General features: G+C 65.9%; 15 protein-coding genes. 14 read left to right on the top strand and 1 reads right to left on the bottom strand.

The window, feature by feature from the left end; translation table 11 throughout:
- Positions 1–36: 36 nt before the first annotated feature.
- The 4 genes from BUB39_RS18085 (at position 37) to BUB39_RS18070 (ending at position 4,523) form a co-directional block, all read left to right on the top strand.
- Positions 37–1,131 (top strand): Gfo/Idh/MocA family protein, encoded by a 1,095-nt coding sequence (locus tag BUB39_RS18085; RefSeq protein WP_073056204.1) that lies wholly within the window; start codon positions 37–39, stop codon positions 1,129–1,131.
- 26 nt (positions 1,132–1,157) lie between these two features.
- Complete coding sequence (locus tag BUB39_RS18080) at positions 1,158–1,802, top strand: ThuA domain-containing protein (RefSeq protein ID WP_073056879.1); 645 nt, start codon at positions 1,158–1,160, stop codon at positions 1,800–1,802.
- A gap of 338 nt (positions 1,803–2,140) precedes the next feature.
- Entirely contained in the window at positions 2,141–3,799 is a 1,659-nt protein-coding gene (locus tag BUB39_RS18075) for a glycoside hydrolase family 75 protein (RefSeq protein WP_073056201.1), read from the top strand.
- 16 nt (positions 3,800–3,815) lie between these two features.
- Positions 3,816–4,523, top strand: a complete 708-nt coding sequence (locus BUB39_RS18070; protein ID WP_139251530.1) for a hypothetical protein — start codon at positions 3,816–3,818, stop codon at positions 4,521–4,523.
- Between the two features lie 108 nt (positions 4,524–4,631).
- Here BUB39_RS18070 and BUB39_RS18065 read toward each other — a convergent pair whose 3' ends face one another.
- Entirely contained in the window at positions 4,632–5,822 is a 1,191-nt protein-coding gene (locus BUB39_RS18065; RefSeq protein ID WP_073056196.1) for a Gfo/Idh/MocA family protein, read from the bottom strand.
- Positions 5,823–5,971: 149 nt separating this feature from the next.
- Here BUB39_RS18065 and BUB39_RS18060 point away from each other — a divergent pair, with 149 nt between their 5' ends.
- The 10 genes from BUB39_RS18060 to BUB39_RS18015 all read left to right on the top strand — a co-directional run bounded on the left by BUB39_RS18060 (position 5,972) and on the right by BUB39_RS18015 (position 17,457).
- Positions 5,972–6,913, top strand: a complete 942-nt coding sequence (locus tag BUB39_RS18060; protein ID WP_073056194.1) for a MurR/RpiR family transcriptional regulator — start codon at positions 5,972–5,974, stop codon at positions 6,911–6,913.
- A 136-nt stretch (positions 6,914–7,049) separates the two neighbouring features.
- Complete coding sequence (locus BUB39_RS18055; protein ID WP_073056192.1) at positions 7,050–8,558, top strand: mannitol dehydrogenase family protein; 1,509 nt, start codon at positions 7,050–7,052, stop codon at positions 8,556–8,558.
- Between the two features lie 19 nt (positions 8,559–8,577).
- Positions 8,578–9,492: a sugar phosphate isomerase/epimerase family protein gene (locus BUB39_RS18050; RefSeq protein ID WP_073056190.1), complete on the top strand. Its 915-nt coding sequence runs from the start codon at positions 8,578–8,580 to the stop codon at positions 9,490–9,492.
- A 100-nt stretch (positions 9,493–9,592) separates the two neighbouring features.
- Positions 9,593–10,630, top strand: coding sequence for an ABC transporter substrate-binding protein (locus BUB39_RS18045; RefSeq protein WP_073056876.1), 1,038 nt, complete (start codon positions 9,593–9,595; stop codon positions 10,628–10,630).
- 88 nt (positions 10,631–10,718) lie between these two features.
- On the top strand, positions 10,719–12,251 hold the full coding sequence (locus tag BUB39_RS18040) for a sugar ABC transporter ATP-binding protein (RefSeq protein ID WP_073056874.1): 1,533 nt from the start codon (positions 10,719–10,721) through the stop codon (positions 12,249–12,251).
- The gene (locus BUB39_RS18035) at positions 12,248–13,222 is read left to right on the top strand and encodes an ABC transporter permease (RefSeq protein WP_073056187.1); all 975 of its coding nucleotides are present in this window, start codon (positions 12,248–12,250) and stop codon (positions 13,220–13,222) included. The genes BUB39_RS18040 and BUB39_RS18035 overlap by 4 nt, the downstream gene beginning before the upstream one ends.
- 13 nt (positions 13,223–13,235) lie before the next feature.
- Positions 13,236–14,222 carry an ABC transporter permease gene (locus BUB39_RS18030; protein ID WP_073056871.1) on the top strand — a complete coding sequence of 329 codons (987 nt, stop codon included), beginning with the start codon at positions 13,236–13,238 and terminating at the stop codon, positions 14,220–14,222.
- Positions 14,223–14,252: 30 nt separating this feature from the next.
- A complete protein-coding gene (locus tag BUB39_RS18025) occupies positions 14,253–15,335 on the top strand; it encodes a Gfo/Idh/MocA family protein (protein ID WP_073056185.1) in 1,083 nt (360 codons plus the stop codon).
- On the top strand, positions 15,332–16,441 hold the full coding sequence (locus BUB39_RS18020) for a Gfo/Idh/MocA family protein (RefSeq protein WP_073056183.1): 1,110 nt from the start codon (positions 15,332–15,334) through the stop codon (positions 16,439–16,441). The genes BUB39_RS18025 and BUB39_RS18020 overlap by 4 nt, the downstream gene beginning before the upstream one ends.
- A 107-nt stretch (positions 16,442–16,548) precedes the next feature.
- On the top strand, positions 16,549–17,457 hold the full coding sequence (locus BUB39_RS18015; protein WP_073056180.1) for a S1C family serine protease: 909 nt from the start codon (positions 16,549–16,551) through the stop codon (positions 17,455–17,457).
- The last annotated feature ends 201 nt before the right edge of the window (positions 17,458–17,658 follow it).

Genomic DNA, 17,658 nt, shown 5'->3' with positions numbered 1-17,658 from the left:
GGCCGGCCGATAGAATTTGTGAGGGAGGAATAGGATATGACGGATCGGGTCGGGATCGGCTTCATCGGCTGCGGCAATATCAGCGCCGCCTATCTCAAGGCGGCGCGCGGCTTTCCGCTGCTCGATGTGCGGGGCGTCGCCGATCTCAACAGCGCGGCGGCAGAAGCCCGTGCGTCGGAATTCGGCCTGACGGCCATGTCGATCGACGCAATGCTGGCTGATCCGTCGATCGAGATTATCGTCAATCTCACCATTCCCAAGGCACATGTCGAGGTCGGCCTTCGGGCTGTCGCCGCCGGCAAGCATGTCCATTCCGAAAAGCCGCTCGGCATCGCCACGGCCGAGGCGAAGACGCTGGTCGAGGCCGCCAAGGCCAAGGGCGTTCGCATCGGCGCAGCTCCCGACACCTTCTTCGGCGGCGCCCAGCAGACCTCGCGCAAGCTGGTCGATGAGGGCGCCATCGGAACGCCGCTCGGCGGCACAGCGTTCTTCATGTGCCCTGGCCATGAGCGCTGGCATCCCAATCCCGCCTTCTATTATCTCGATGGCGGCGGGCCAATGCTCGACATGGGCCCCTATTATGTGACGAGCCTCGTCAATCTTCTGGGGCCCGTCGAGAGCGTCGCGGGCGTCGCCACCAAGCTGCGCGACGAGCGCCTCGTGACCTCTGAGCCGCTGAAGGGCACGAAGATCCCCGTCGAGGTCGCGACCCATGTCGCCGGTACGATGAAGTTCGTTTCGGGTGCCGTGGTCTCGATCGCCATGAGCTTCGACGTGCCGCGCCATCGTCACAGCCCGATCGAACTCTATGGCTCGGACGCCTCGCTGCTGGTGCCCGATCCGAACCATTTTGGCGGCGAGATCATGCTGGCGACGGCGTCGGATGACTGGAAAGCGGTTCCGACCGAGCATGCCTATGCGGACGGCAATTTCCGCGTCATCGGCGTCGCGGACATGGCGGATGCGATCCGCACCGGCCGGCCGCATCGTGCGAGCGGCGATCTGGCGTTCCATGTGCTCGAGGTGATGGAGGCGTTCCAGCGCTCCTCGGACGAGGGTCGGCACATCGCCATGACGACCCGGCCGGAGCGGCCTGCACCGCTGCCGGTCGGCCCCGGAATTTTCGGATGACGGATTCGGACAGGAAGGACAAGACCATGCGCGAGGCACTGATCGTCTGGGGCGGCTGGAGCGGGCACGAGCCCGAGCAGGGCGCCAAGGTGATTTCGGGAATGCTGGAGGAGGAGGGTTTCAAGGTCTATGTGGAAAACACGACCGAAGCCTTCGCGGATCCTTCGATTGCCGATCTTTCGCTGATCGTCCCGATCTTCACCATGTCGAAGATCGAGAAGGAAGAGCTCGAGAACCTCACCCGCGCGATCAAGGGCGGCGTCGGCCTCGGCGGCTATCATGGCGGCATGGGCGACGCGTTCCGGGATGCGACCGAATACCAGTTCATGGTCGGCGGCCAGTGGGTCGCTCATCCCGGCAACATCATCGACTACCATGTCGACGTGGTGAAGCCCGATGATCCGATCATGGAAGGCATTCCGAAGCGTTTCCCCTATCGCTCCGAGCAGTACTACATGCATGTCGATCCCTCGAACGAGGTGCTCGCGACGACAACGTTCAACGGCGACCATGCGTCCTGGATCGACGGCACTGTAATGCCGGTGGTCTGGAAGCGGCGTTATGGCGAGGGACGCGTGTTCTATTCCTCGCTCGGCCATGTCGCGAGCGAGTTCGAAGTACCAGAGATGAAGACGATCGTGCGGCGCGGCCTGCTCTGGGCCGCGCGCTGAATGAGCGGCATGCCGCGGGCGACGATTTAAGCCCGCGGCGACATTCCTTTGCGTTCCTTAGCAATTTTGCCCGGCGCACGGCCGGAATTTCCAGCGATAGTCTAGCGATAACTGATCCGACTGAAGAACGACTGCGGACTGCGCGCCGCTCCAGAAAGATCACGGCGGGATAGTCCTTCCCGTCGACACTGGGGTCACGACGAAGATACTCAAGGCGGTGGCCGTGGTGGCATTTCGTCTATTGCGGGACTTTGCGGATATGCCATGATCGGCGTCGCGAGGTACCGTGACGTCTCGCAACGGGGCGAGGGGCGGCGCCTCCCTTTTGGGGGAATGCCATGCGACAGCTGCTTCTAGCCGGAGCGGTCGCGGCAGGGCTCTGCCCGGTCCCGTCCGTCGCCGCAAACGTCGGCAAATGTCATTTCGATACCGCGACACTTTCGTTTCAGGGGACCGACAGCCAGCAGGCCGCGTGCCTGCTGCGCAAGGTTGGTCGCCTCGGCGCAGTCTCTCCGGCGCCGGCCGTGCTTCCGGCATCGCTGGCGGGACTGATCGGCCAGCCCGCGACGCTTTCGAAGACCGATATCGCAGCCTATCTGGCGCGCAGCAATATCACCGAGACGGAGGTCGGCGGACCGCTCGCCGATCCGTTGTCGCATGCGCGTGCGGGCGATGTCCGCGCGCCGCAGGCGCGCTATTTCGTCATCCATGATACGTCCGCGCCGACGCTTTCGCAGGCCGATCCCTGGCCCGAGGATCGCGCCGTCGACACCATCTCCAGCACGGCTGCGCATGTCTTTGTCGGCCGGATTGGCACGCTGAAGGCGCCCAACAGCTTCGCTGTGCCGATGCGGGCCACCAAGCTGGAGAGCCGGGTGGTCGGCACGCCATCCAAGGGATTGTTCCTGCATATCGAATTGCTGCAGCCGCGCAAGACCATCCGCATTGGCCGCGCATTGATCGACGCCGACGCGCCCGACCCCGGCTTCACGCCGGTTCAATATGAGCGGCTGGCGCTTCTCTATACTGTGGCGAGCGCGCGCCGGGGCAATTGGCTGGTGCCGGCTTTTCATGCCGCCATCGACGAGGGCCTCAGCGACGCGCATGATGATCCCCAGAAATTCGACATGGCGGCCTTCGCGGCGGCCCTCGTTTCCGTCCAGGCCGCAATCGCGCAGCACGCCGACGCGGCTCCGGCGGCCATTGCCGTCGATCCGATGACCACGGGCGCAACCGGCGCCGATCCCGAGGCGGTGTGCCGCCGCCTCGTCGCGGGGCTGCCGTCGCTTTCGGGTGGCAGAGAACTGGTGGCGGCGAACAGCGGCGGCGAGACGTTCAGGCAGCTCTATGCCGACTGCGACCGGACGAACCTCTTCGGTGGCCGGTCGTTGCCGACCTATAACGGACGTCGGCTCAAATGCTCGACGGACCCGAACAACCTCGCTGCGCTCAAGACATGGGGCGACGGCACCGTTGTGTTCACCGCCAAGGCGTCGGTCGATGCAGACGGCTCACCAGTCATCGGCGGCTCGGGCTGGCCGAACCAGGTGCAAACCTGGCTGAATTTCGATCGCGGCTCGGAGTTCATCTTCGCCAACGCGGAGGAAATCCCGTTCATTGTCGTCCCGCAAAGGACGCCTGACCGGCAGATTTCGTTCCAACGCGACACCGGCATCGGGCCGGGGGATCTTGCCATCGCAATCAAGGGTGACAAATGCTCGTTCGGCGTGGTCGGCGACTCCGGCCCGTGGTTCCGGATCGGCGAGGCCTCGATGCGGACTCAAGCCGATCTCGGCAATCCGCAATGCGCCCGTCAGGACGAACATCCCTGCAAGAGACTGCGCGGTGGCTCAGGCATCGGTATCGCAGCCGGCGTTACCTATGTCGTCTTTCCGAAAACGAGGCCACGCCCCCTGTTGAGCCAGACGGCGGCGGAGGTCGCGGCCCGCGAGGGCGCGGCGAAGGCGGCAGGCTTCCTTGCGGCCAACAGCCGTTGAACGTCAGGTGGACAACATGATCGGACTTCGCACGATCGCCGTCGCAGCCTTTTTCCTCACTGCGGGGCATGCCGTGGCCGGGGATGTCGACACGGTGCGCGGCGCATTGAGGGGTTTTGACTTCGGACGCTATATGGAAGGTGCCTGCGTTGACCATGCCGTACCCGGATGGTCAGGATATCCGACCAGATTGTGCACCTACAGCGTCAGAGGTGCCAGCCGTCCGGCCCAGGTGGTCCTGCTCGATGCCGATGACGCGCAACTGTCACGATGGATTGCTTCCGCCTGTCGCGCGGCCCGCACCAATGATCTGATCTTCTGCGCGCGAAAACTTGCCCGCCAGATCCGTGACCAGAGCGGGGCGCAGTTTCCGGTGGCCGGCATCGTGCTGGAGGATATGGATGGCGACGGCGTCCCCAACCAGTTCGCCTTCCGCGATGGTGTGACGGCGGTTGTTCCTGGCGTCACCAACGGCAAGGCGGGCCCGCCGACGCCTGCGGAGACCGAGGCAGGGCTCACTGCCGCGCCGACCGCTGCCCGCAAATTCGCACGGATCGCCGGCACGACACGGGAGCAGTTCACCTCCTATCGCGGCGCCGGCGACGTCGCGGGCCTCGCTTGGCTCGCGGCGGTCAGGACGGCCTATCAGGCCGCCTGGCGCGCCGACGACAACGATCTCGTGTCGGCATTTGCCGTCGTCAACCGCAGATCGTTGTCACGCTGAGCGTTGCCACTGGCGGAGAAATCGAAGTGGGACGCTGTTGACGGCTCGGCCTCGTCGAGGACATGGCTGGAGGATGGCGCGTTAAGCCGTCCAGACGGCGGCATGCGTTCAGGTTTGGTCGAAGGCGGCCGGCGTCCAGGCGCCGCCGTTTTTGGCCGAAGCGACCGCGGCGGCGACGAATTTGACGCCGCGGGCGCCATCGACGACGTCCGGCACGAAGGCGGCGCGGCCGGCCGCGAGCTCCACCTCATCCCGATGGGCGCGGATGATCTCGGCTGCATCGCGATAGAGGTTTGCGAAGGCCTCGATATAGCCCTCGGGATGGGCGGCCGGCATGCGCGAGACGCGCTGCGCCTCGCCTGCCGACCCGAAACCGCCGCGAATGATGGTCCGCGCTTCCTCGCCATAGCGAGCATGGCGGAGCTCTTCCGGCGCCGTGCCGCGCCATTCGAGGCTGGCCTTCGAGCCATGGATGCGCACGGAGAGATCGTTGTAGTGACCGGGCGAGGTCTGGCTCGCGATCAGCGTGCCGCGCGCGCCATCCACCCAGCGGACCAGCAGATGGGCGTTGTCGTCCAGGCGCCGGCCTGGCACCGCGGTGAACAGATCGGCGGAGACGGATTCGGCTTGCCGTCCTGAGATGAAGGCGGCGAGATTGAAGGCGTGCACGCCGATATCGGCGAGGACGGCGGATTCGCCCGCCCGCGACGGATCGGTGCGCCATTCGGCCTGCTTCTGGCCCTCGGCATCGATCGGCAGCGTCAGCCAGTCCTGGATATAGGCGGCGTGGATGGCAACGATCTCGCCGAGTTCGCCTGCCGCCACCATCTCGCGCGCCTGGCGGACCATCGCATAGCCGGTATTGTTGAGAGTCACTATGAACTTGCGCTTGCGGGCGGCCGTCAGCGCGACCAGCGCTTCCGCCTCGGCCATCGTCGTCGACAGCGGCTTGTCGCAAATGATGTCGATGCCGGCTTCGAGGAAGGCGGTGGCGATGGGCGCGTGCAGATGGTTTGGCGTGACGATCACGACGGCCTCGATGCCGTCGGGCCGGGCCGCCTCGGCCGACGCCATGGCGCGGTAGTCGGCATAGGCGCGGTCCGGCGCAATGCCGAGTTCGGCGGCCGAGGCGGTGGCGTTGACCGGGTCAGAGGAGAGCGCGCCGGCGACGAGCGCGATCCTGTCATTGAGCCGCATGGCGAGCCGATGGACCGCACCAATGAAGGCGCCCCGCCCGCCGCCGACCATGCCGACGCGAAGCCGATCCCGCTCAGAGCCATCTGCGGTGGCGTAGACCATGTTCAACCTCCCTCGTGTCTGTTTGGGGAAGGATAGCCGGGGCCGCCGAAATTTCGAAGAGGATTTCCATTTTGCAGATTGCGAAATGATCGTGTCGCGATCATTTTGGGCTCGCCCAGGCCGATCCTTCGGCCGAAAGGAGAGATCGCATGGCGGATCGCAAGGAAGCCGGCGCGAAGGCGGGCGAGGGCCCAGCTTCGTCACAGCCGACCCTCGACGAGACCGACGGCGAGGCTCCGGGCCGCAAATCGGCACTCGGCTACACCAGGCCGCGAACCTATGAGGAACTGCGCGCCGTCCTCGCCTCCGGTACGGTGCATTTTCCGAAACGGCTGCGCCAGGTGGCCATCTTCCTGTGGCAGCATCCCGACGATGTCGCGCTTGGTACGATCGTTCAGGTCGCTGAGCAGGCGGGCGTGCAGCCGTCGACGCTGGTGCGCTTCGCCAAGACGTTCGGCTTTGCCGGCTTCTCCGATCTGCAGGGCCTGTTCAAGGACCATGTGAAGGGCTCGTGGCCGGAGGCGCGCGGGCGGGCCGAGCCATCCCCTAAGGCCGAAACCCGCGCCGAGCTGCATTTTCTCGGTGGGATCGTCGCGGCCGCCCGCGCTTCGCTCGACCGGATCGGCGAAAGCTTCGACGTCGCTTCGTTCGAAGCGATGATCGATGTGCTCGCCGGCGCGGACCTCATCTATCTCGTCGGCAGCAAGCGTGCGTTCCCGGTCACGGCCTATCTGTCGCTGACGCTGTCGCAGCAGGGCGTACGCAATGTGCTCGTCGACAATGTCGGCTCGACGGCCTTCGACCAGATCGGCTGCATCGGCCGGGGCGACGCGCTGCTGGCGGTCAGCTTCAGTCCCTACAATTCGATCACGCCCGACCTCGTCGCGGTTGCACATGAGCGCGAGGCGCAGATCGTGACCATCACCGACAGCACGTTCTCGCCGTTGATCCCTCTATCCAGGCGCTGGATCGAGGTCATCGAGTCGGATTTTGCCGGTTTTCGATCGCTCGCCGCATCGCTTTCGGTCGGCATGGCGCTGGTGCACGGCGTCGCCGCGCGGCGAAGCGCCGGCCGCCGGCAAGGCGGTTGACGGCCGGAAATTATCGTTCCATATTCTAGAAAATAGAAATTGCGTTCTCTGGGAGGAGAGTCGTGCATTTCAAGGGGCGCGGAACGCTTAGGCGGTTCCGGAGCGCAGCCGCTTTGGCTTGGGTCGGGAGGCTGCTATGAGCGCAGCCGAGGCGTTGCGGCCGGCACTGCTGGCGCGCTTGCCGGACAGCGTGGCACGGCCAGCCTATGACCGTGCTGCCGTGACGCCGGGTATTGCCCATATCGGCGTCGGCGCCTTCCATCGCGCCCATCAGGCCGAATTCACCGACGATGTTCTGGCTGGCGGTTCCACGCGCTGGGGCATCACCGGCATCAATATTCGCCCGCCGGAGCTCGGCGAGACGCTCGGCCGTCAGGGTGGGCTCTATACGCGGCTGATCCGGGAGGATCAGAGCGTCGCGGCGCGGGTGATCGGCAGCATCGTCTCGGTTGTCGACAGCCAGGACAGCGCGGCACCAGCGCTTGCCGTCCTGTCCGCGTCTGAGATCGACGTCATTACAATGACGGTGACCGAGAAGGGCTATTGCCACACCCCCGCGACCGGCGCCCTCGACGCATCTCGGCCGGAGATCGTCCATGACCTCGCACATCCGGAGGCGCCGACCAGCCTGCCGGGACTGATCCTGCGCGCGCTGGAACTGCGCATGCAGAGCCACGGCCGGCCGGTGACCGTGGTCAGCTGCGACAACATCCCGGCGAATGGGGACATTCTCGGCGCTGTCGTTCGGGAGCTGGCGGCGCGGCGCGGCGGCGGGATCGCGGGCTGGATCGAGGCCAATGTCGCCTTCCCCGGCACGATGGTCGACCGGATCGCTCCGGCGACATCCGAGGCGGATTATGCCTTTGTCGAGAACCAGTTCGGCTATCGGGACAGGGCTGTCGTGGTCGGCGAGCCGTTCCGGCAATGGGTGATCGAGAACCGCTTTGCTGGGCCGTTCCCGCCCTATGACCGTGTTGGTGCGGCCTTTGTCGACGACGTCACGGCATTCGAGCATCTGAAGATGCGAATCCTCAACGGCGCACAGACCGCACTTTGCTATCTCGGCGTCCTCGCTGGCCATGAGCACACCTTCGACGACATGGCCGACCCGCTGCTTGCGCATTTCGCGCGACGGATGCTGCTCGAGGAAAGCCTCCCGACATTGGCGCCGGTACCGGGGATCGTCCCAGAGGTCTATGTCGAGCAGAGCCTTGCGCGGCTCCGCAATACGGCGATCCGGCATCGCAATCACCAGATCGCCACCGACGGCTCGCAGAAGATCGTCCAGCGCCTGCTGAATCCGATCCGCGACCGCCTCGCGGCGGGTGCGGGCATCGATCTTCTCGCGCTCGCGGTGGCCGGATGGATGGCCTATCTCGTCCGCGCTTCGGATCGGTTCGGTCGCGCCTGGTCAGCCGACGACCCTTATGCCGGCCGCGTCGCGGCGATCGCCGATCGCATCGGTTCGGACCCCGCGCGCCTCGTCGAAGGCATCGTCGCGATCGACGCGATTTTCGCACCGGCTCTCGCCGCCGATGCGCGGTTTCGCACGGCGGTGACGGGTCATCTCGGTGGGCTGCTGGCGGACGATCCGATGCAGCATGTCCGCCGCGTCATGGGGCAGGGGGAGTTGGAGGGCGCATGATGGTGGAGGAACTGAAGATATGAAGCTCGGATTTCTGACCGCACCCTTTCCGGATCTGTCCCTGGTCGATGTCGCCGATTGGGCCGGTAAAAGCGGCTTCAGCGTGCTGGAAGTCGCCTGCTGGCCCAAGAGTTCTGGCCCGACCCGCCGCTATGCCGGCACGGCACATATCGACGTCGCCGCCATCACGGCCTCGGAAGGGAAAGAGCTCATCGCGGCGCTCGGCGAGAAGGGCGTTACGATCTCGGCGCTCGGCTATTATCCGAACCCGCTGCACCCGGATCCCGCCCATCGCCAAGCCGTCATCGAGCATCTGAAGACGGTCATTGAAGCCGCCGGGCGCATCGGCGTACCGCTGGTCAACACATTCCTCGGCGGCGATGCGGCCAAGTCGGTCGACGCCAACTGGGAGGATGCGCTCGCCGTCTGGCCGCAAATCGTCGCCCATGCGCGCGATCATGGCGTGCGGCTCGCTATTGAGAACTGCCCGATGATCTTCAGCCATGACGAATGGCCGGGCGGGCATAACATCGCCTATGCGCCGCGGATCTGGCGGCGGATCATCGAGGAATTTCGCGGCGAGATCGGGATGAATTTCGATCCCTCGCATCTCGTCTGGCAGATGATCGACCAGGCGCGCTTCATCCGGGAGTTCGGCCCGCATATGGCGCATGTGCATGCCAAGGACCTGATGATCGATCGCGACGGTCTTTATGAGAACGGCGTGCTGTCGGCTGGCATCGGCTGGCAGGTGCCGCGCATGCCGGGGCTCGGCGAGGTCGACTGGCCGGGGTTCTTCTCCGGCCTCTATCGCGCCGGCTATGACGGGCCGATCGTGATCGAGCATGAGGACCGGCAGTTCGAGGGCAGCGACGAGAAGGTCAAGCGCGGGTTCCTGCTCGCACGAGACGTTCTAAGCCCGCTGGTCAAATGACCGGCGGCAGGCGACAGTGATCGGGCCGACAAGAGCAACAAGACCGACCCGGTCCGTGAAAAGACCAAGTCGAAACGACACAACAGTGGAGGAATCGTTCATGACGAAGACACATGCATTGCGGACCGGACTTTTGGCCGGCGCCGCGCTTCTCGCCTCGGTCGCCGGATCCTGGGCGCAGGGCACTTATACGATCGGTGTTTCCAACACCGTGCAGGGCAATGGCTGGCGCGAGGAAATGATCTGCGCGATCAAGGCCGAGGCGCTCGCCTCCGGCAAGGTCGCGAAGCTCAACATCGCCCATCGCAACACGGATGCGGCCGGACAGTCCGAGGATATCCGCAATCTGATCAGCGCCGGCGTCAACGCCATCGTCGTCAACCCGGCCGATCCCTCGGGCGTCAATGCAGCCCTCAAGGAAGCGACCGACAAGGGCATCGTTGTCGTTGCCGTCGACCAGGCCGTGACGGAGCCGTCGGCCTATGTCGTTTCCAACAACCAGGAGCAGTACGCCTATCTCGGCGCCAAATGGCTGTTCCAGCAGATAGGCGGCAAGGGCGACGTCGTCTATATGCGCGGCGCCGCCGGCGCTTCGGCCGATAGCGACCGCGACAAGGGCTTCAAGAAGGCGCTGGCCGAGTTCCCCGACGTCAAGGTCGTGCATGAGGTGTTCACCGGCTGGCAACAGGATCAGGGCAAGCAGCAGATCCTCGACTTCATCGCCACCGGCACGCCGTTCAACGGCATCTGGACCTCCGGCATCGACAATGTGATCGTCGACGCGCTGGTCGAGTCTCAGACGCCACTGGTCCCGGTCGTCGGCGCTGACAATGCCGGCTTTGTCGGCCAGCTCAACACGGTGCCGAACTTCACCGGCGCCGCCGTGACCAATCCGGGCTCGATCGGGGCGGCCGGCGTCACGCTGGCGCTGCAGATCCTCGATGGCAAGAAGCCGGCGACACAGACCGTGCTGGTCGATCCTCAGCTTTGGGAAAACGCGACTGAAGAGGGCAAGGCCAAGCTCAAGGCGGCGGCCGATCCTTCTCTCTCGCCGGAATGGCCTGTCTCCATCTCGATCCCAGGCTGGACCGACTACACGAAGGAACAGATCGTCGCCTGCAAGGGCCCCGGCGAATAGCGCGCCCGGAGATGAGACGTGGAGCGCCGGTTTGCCGGCGCTCCATCACCCTTTAGTCGATCCGACCAGCAAGAGCCGCGGCAAGCCTGTGACGACCGATCCGATCCTCATCGCCACTGGCGTCGCCAAGCATTATGGCGCCGTCGCGGCGCTCCGCGATGCTTCGCTTTCGGTCCTGCCGGGCGAGGTGCATGCGCTGATGGGCGCCAACGGCGCCGGCAAGTCGACACTGGTCAAGATCCTGACCGGCGCAGTGCGGCCGAGCGCGGGCAGCATTCGCATCCGGGGTCGCGAACATACCGTTCGTTCGCCGGCCGAGGCGCGGCGCGCCGGGCTGGTCTCGGTCTATCAGGAACCATCGCTGATCCCCGATCTCGATGTCCTTGCCAATCTCCGTCTCACCGATACGCCAGTCGAGCCGTTCCGGGCCTTTGTCGAGGAACTCGGCGTCCCCGATCTCGATCTCTCCGAGACCGCGCGCGACATTCCGCTCGCCGTGCTTCGGGTTCTCGATCTCGCACGCGCGCTCGCTATCGAGCCGGACGTGCTGCTGCTCGACGAGATGACCGCCGCTCTGCCGGCCAATCTGGCCGAGCGGGTGCTCGATGTCGTCAAGCGGCAGAGCCGCAGCGGCCGCTCGGTCATCTTTATCTCCCACCGCTTCATCGAGATTCAGGCGCTGTGCGATCGCGCGACCATATTGCGCGACGGCGAGACGGTCGGGGTTGTCGACATCGTGCCCCGCATCGAGGAGCGGATCGTCGAGCTGATGCTGGGGGCGAAGGTCGAGAAGACGAGGATCCGGGCGGCTGCCACAACGGGCGCGTCCCCGATCGCGGCCGGGCCGGCGCGGCTGGCCGTCCGCCACCTCCAGGTCGGCACCAAGCTCAACGATGTCTCATTCGATCTCGCCAATGGTGAAGTCGCTGGCGTGGTGGCGCTCGAAGGGCAGGGACAGGACGAACTCTTCGCTGTGCTCTCCGGTTCGATCCGGCCCAGTGGCGGCGAGGTGCTGGTCGATGGCGCGCGCGTTGCGTTCGCCCATCCTGCCGACGCGATCCAGGCTGGCATTGCCTATGTGCCGGGCGATCGCAGCGAGGCGCTGCTCGGCCATCGTTCCGTGCGCGAGAATATCGCGCTGCCCTTCAGTGCGCGGCTGCGCAATTGGGGGCCGATCGACATGCGCCGCGAGCAGCAGACCGTTCTGAAGGCCATCGAGCGGCTGCAGATCGATACCCGCGCGCAGCGCGAGGTCCAGCGGCTCTCGGGCGGCAACCAGCAAAAGGTCACGATCGCCCGCTGGGTGGCGGCCGGGGCGCGCACGATCCTCTGTTTCGACCCGACGCGCGGCATCGATGTCGGCACCAAGCGGCAGATCTATCAACTGATGCGCGAACTCGCGGGGCAGGGCCACTCGGTCCTCTACTACACCTCGGAGCTTGAGGAGGTTCAGCTCGTCTGTGATCGCGCCATTGTCATCTTCGGTGGCCGGGTCGTCGACGTTTTGCCGGTCGCACTTGCCGACGAGGCGGCGTTGACGCGGGCCGCCTATGGCCTGCCGCGCGACGCCGCGCCTGCCGGGGTGCTGGCTGGGACGCAAGATGGAGCCGCCGCGCCGTGACCCGCTTCCTCCGTCGCCGCGGCTGGGTTGCCGGCCTCTTCGTCCTGCTTGCGCTGCTTTTCGTCGCGACCAAGATCATCCAGCCGGGCTATGGCGCCGGCGATTTCGCCTCGCTCTCGCGCGCCGTGCTGCCCTATGCCTTCGCGGTTGCGGCGCAGACCGTCGTGGTCATCGCGGGCGGCATCGATCTCTCCGTCGCGGCGATGATGGCGCTGACCAGCGTCACGGCGGCAGCGATGATGAACGGCGCCAGCCCGGAATTCGCGCTGTTCGTGGTGCCCTTCGTGCTTCTGCTCGGCTTCGTGCTCGGCGCGATCAACGGCATCCTGATCATCGTCACCCGCGTTCCCGACATCGTCGTAACGCTGGCGACGCTCTTCATCCTGCAGGGGGCTGCGCTGCTGGTGCTCAATGCCCCCGGCGGCTCGGCGGCGGAATGGCTGAAGGCGATGGTCGTCGGCACGGTGCCGCTGCCGCTGTTGCCAGAAGCGGTCACCGCCTGGTTTCCGAAGGCGCTGCTGCTGCTCGTCGTTTGCCTCGGCATCGTCTGGATCCCACTGAAGCGCTCGAAGCTCGGCCTGTCGCTCTATGCGATCGGCTCCAGCGAGCTCGCCGCGTTCCGCTCCGGCGTCCCGGTCGCGCGGACCCGTATTCTCGCCTATGCCTTTTCCGGCCTTTTCGGCGCCATGGGCGGACTGGCGCTCACCATGAGCACCGGCATCGGCGCGCCGATCCCCGGCCCCTATCTGCTGGCCAGCGTCGCGGCGGTGGTGCTGGGCGGCGTGACACTCGGCGGCGGTCGCGGCGGGTTAGTGGGCCCCATCGTCGCCGTTTTCGTGCTCCGCCTCGTGCGCACGGACCTGACGCTGATGGCGCTCGACCCCAATGTCACGACCATCATCGAGGGCGTGATCATGGTTGTGGTGGTGATGCTTGGCGCCTTCCTCGCCATGAAAGGACGCCGCTCATGAAAGGATGGTCGCCATGAGCAACTCTCTCACTGCCGATGCGCCGGTTCCGTTCGGGCGACGCCTCAGGCGACTGATGAGCGACCGTCCGCTCATTCCGCTCATTCTGCTTCTCGTGCTGCTGGTCGTCGTGCTGCAGATACTGCGCCCCGGCATCGTCAACGAGCGCTGGATCGCCAACACGATCAAGTTCGCCATTCCGCTGGCGATCCTCGCCGGCTGCCAGACCATGGCGATGCTGACCGGCGGCATCGATCTCTCGGTGTCGACCTCCGCTACCATGGCGGCATTCATCATGGCGACGCAGGTCGTCAATCACGATCCCTCGGTCGCGATCGCCATCGCCCTGGTTCCGCCAGTGCTGATCGGGCTTGCCAACGGCATCGGCATCGGCGTTTTCCGCGTTCATCCGCTGATCATGACGCTCGGCACCAGCCTGATCGGTTCCGGCTTCCTGCAGGTCTATCAGCGCACCGTGATCGCGACCGGGACGTCAGTTCCCCCAGGTCTCGCTTGGCTCGGGACGGGGCTGACCTATGGCGTGCCGAACGCGCTGCTGCTCTTCGTCCCTGTCGCGGGCTTCATCCTGTTCCTGCTCAATCGGACCGGCTTCGGCCGCCTGCTCTATGCAGTCGGCGACAATGAGCGCGCGGCGCGGCTCGCCGGCGTCGCCTACTGGCAGGTCATCACCGCGCTCTATGTGCTGTCCGGCCTGCTCTCGGGCATCGCCGGGCTGCTTTATGTCGGGCTGATCAAGGCACCGTCGCTATCGCTCGCCGACCCCTTGATGCTGCCCTCCGTGGCGGCGGCGGTCATCGGCGGAACCTCGATCTTCGGCGGGCGTGGCGGCTATACGGGCACGATCGTCGGCGCGTTGATCCTCACCGTGCTGACGACGCTCCTCACCATCCTGCAGATGCCCGAAGGCGCGAGGCGGATCCTGTTCGGGCTGATCGTGCTGCTGGTGACGGCGGCCTATCTCCGCATCATCGAGGATCGCTGAACCAACCTGGCGGACGATCGGGAGGGGACCATGGCAGGACGACGCTGGCGGATCGCGGGCATCAATTTCGATCACATGCATATGGGCGATCTGCTGCGCGAGGTGGACGAACATCCAGATGCCGAGATCGCCGCGATCTGCGACGTCCAGCCCGAGCGCATGAGCGCGGCGATCGGCTCGTTCGGCATTGGCCGCGATCGCGTCTTTACCGATGTCGCCACCTGCCTCGCCAGGACGCGGCCCGATCTCGTGATCCTCTGCCCGGCGACGGCTGATCACGCGGCGGCCGTGGAAGCAGTCGCACCCTATGGCGCTGATATCCTGGTCGAGAAGCCTTTCGCGGCCTCGCTGGAGGACGCAGACCGGATGATCGCGGCGACGAAGGCTGCCGGCGTGCGGCTCGCGATCAACTGGCCGCTCGCTTGGTATCCGCCGCATGTCACCGCCAAGCGCCTCATCGACGAGGGCGCGATCGGCGATGTGCTGGAGGTGCATTTCTATGACGGCAATCGCGGTCCGCTCTACCACCTCGCCGACAAGGTCGAGGTATCGGACGCAGAGGTGCACCGGCAGAAGCCGGGTTCCTGGTGGTACAAGCGCGCCAGCGGCGGCGGCAGCCTGCTCGACTATCTCGGTTACGGAGCGACGCTCGGCACCTGGTTCATGAATGGTCGCGCTCCGCTCTCCGTCACCAGCACGGTCGACCGGCCCGCCGGGCTCGAGGTCGACGAGCATTCGATCACCGTTCTTCGATACGAAACGGGCCTCTCCAAGCTCGAGACGCGCTGGGGAACCTTCACCGACCCATGGGTGATGCAGCCGCAGCCGAAATGCGGCTTCGTCATCGTCGGCAGCGAGGGAACGCTGTCGAGTTACGACTTCGAGCATCACGTCCATCTGCAGACGCGTCAGCATCCCGCCATCCACCCGATGCCGGTGCACGACCTCGTCGCGCCGCATCGCCGCCCGGTTGAATATGTGCTGTCGCGCTGGCGCGCGGGTCTCGATGTCGAGGGGCCGCTGTCGCCGGCGCTCAGTCGCATCGGGCAGCGCATCGTCGATACGGCCCGCCGCTCCGCCGATGAAGGGCGGACTCTGGAACTGCTGCCATGACCGCGGACCAGTTGCCGGCGGAGGAGTCCTACGCGCTGGTGGCGCGAGAAGCGCCGGAAATCGCGGCGCCTAGCCTCGACTACCGGCCGCCAATGCCGGCCGATCGGTCGATCCCGATCGGGCTGATCGGGGCTGGCGGCATCTCGTTTGCCCATCTCGAGGCCTATCGCCGCTACGGTCTCAATGTCGTCGCGATTGCCGATCGTCATCTCGACCGGGCCATGATGCGGCGCGACCAGCATTTTCCGCACGCACGGGCGACGAACCGCGTCGATGACCTGATCGGCAATCCGGACATTGCCGTGCTTGACATCACGCTGCATCCCGAGGGACGCGCGCCGCTGATGCGCCGCGCGCTGGAGGCGGGGCAGCATGTGCTGTCGCAGAAGCCGTTCGTGCGCAGCCTGGCGCTTGGGGCAGAGCTCGCCGATCTCGCGGCGGCGCGCCGACTTCAGCTCGCTGTCAACCAGAACGGCCGCTTCGCGCCGCATATGGCCTGGATGCGCGCAGCGGTGGCCGCCGGATATGTCGGCGACGTCACCGGGGTGCATGTTTCGATCCAGTGGGATCACGGATGGGTCGCCGGCACGCCGTTCGACCAGATCGACCAGCTGATCCTTGAGGATTTCGGCATTCACTGGTTCGATTTCCTGGTTTCGATCATCGGCGACCGCGCGACCTCCGTCATCGCCCGGTCGGCACAGGCGGCGGATCAGGCGGCGCGGGCGCCGCTCCTGGCCGAGGCGCTGGTGGCCTTCCAGGGCGGTCAGGCCTCGCTGGTCTTCGACGGTGCCACAAAGTTCGGCGCGAGGGACGAGACCGTGATCATCGGCACGAAGGGGACGCTGCGCAGCTCAGGTCCCGATCTTGGACACCAGCAGGTCAGCCTCTTCACCGAAGCCGGCGTGGCGCGGCCGCGGCTGGAGGGGACATGGTTCAATGATGGCTTTGCGGGTGCGATGGGCGCGCTGCTGGTCGCCATCGAAACCGGCGAGCCGCCGATCCATGCCGCACGCGACAATCTCCGCTCGCTGCGACTTGGTCGCGCGGCTGTCGAAAGCGCGCTGGAGGCTGGAATTCGCATCCGGATCGACCCCGAGGAATGATCACGGTCGCATGCGCGGGCTTGCGAAGGCGCCGCATCGCTTTAGCTATAGAGCGAGGCGACAGGACGAGGCTAGACGCCGCCGTCGCCGATGTCAGGGAGTGATCATTGGACCTCGCGCAAACGCTTAAATCCATCGTCGCCATTCATGCGCTGGTGCCGGACGATGCCTTCACGGCCGGAGCGCTCGGAACCGAGCGGGCCGGCAGCGGCGTCGTCATCCGCGACGGTCTCGTGCTGACGATCGGCTATCTGATCACGGAAGCCGACCGGATCTGGCTGCGCAGCTCGGACGGCCGGCTGACGCCGGGGCATGCACTCGCCTATGATCAGGACACGGGCTTCGGCCTCGTGCAGGCGCTCGGCCGGCTCGATCTTCCGGCGCTCGAGCTTGGTTCGGCCGCACATGCCGAGATCGGCGATCCGGTCGTCGTCGCGGGCGGCGAGGCCGGCCAGTATGTCCGCGCCCAGATCGTCGCCAAGCAGACCTTTGCCGGCTACTGGGAATATCTCCTGGACGAGGCGCTTTTCACGGCGCCGGCGCATCCGCTTTGGGGCGGTGCAGGGGTCATCGATGCTGACGGACGCCTGATCGGCATCGGTTCGCTGCTGGTCCAGCAGATGGACGAAGACGGCGAGGCCCGCGACGCCAATATGGTGGTGCCGATCGACCTGCTGCCGCCGATTCTCGACGATCTTCTTGCCTATGGCCAAGTGCGGCGGCCGCCGCGGCCCTGGCTCGGCATGTTTTCGGCCGAGCATGAAGGCGGCATCGTCGTGGTGAGCCTTGCCGATGATGGCCCGGCGGCGCAGGCCGGCGTCAGGCCCGGCGACATCGTCACGGGCATTGGCGGCCGCAGTGTTGAGCGTCTTGCCGATCTCTATCGAGCCCTTTGGGCTAGCGGACCGGCTGGCACGGACGTCGAATTCAACCTCGTACGCGACGATCGCCCCCTCACGATCCGGATCAAGTCCGCCAACCGCGCCGACTTCCTCAAGAAGCCGCGCCTGCACTGACACGGCGTCCGACGGCGCCATGCCGCTGATCTCCGCGGTTGCGCGGAGCATTGCCGCGCCATGATCCGCAGCCTTCAATTATCGGCAACGGGGGCGTTGCCGATATCGCAACGCTCCGTATCGAAAACGGCTCTTCTGCCCTTGCTGCACCCCCGTCAGAGTTCGTCCCGCGAGCCCGATAATTGATCTCGGTCAATCCGC

The sequence above is a fragment of the Kaistia soli DSM 19436 genome, assembly GCF_900129325.1.
GTDB lineage: Bacteria > Pseudomonadota > Alphaproteobacteria > Rhizobiales > Kaistiaceae > Kaistia > Kaistia soli.
This window is presented reverse-complemented; position numbering and strand designations above follow the sequence as displayed.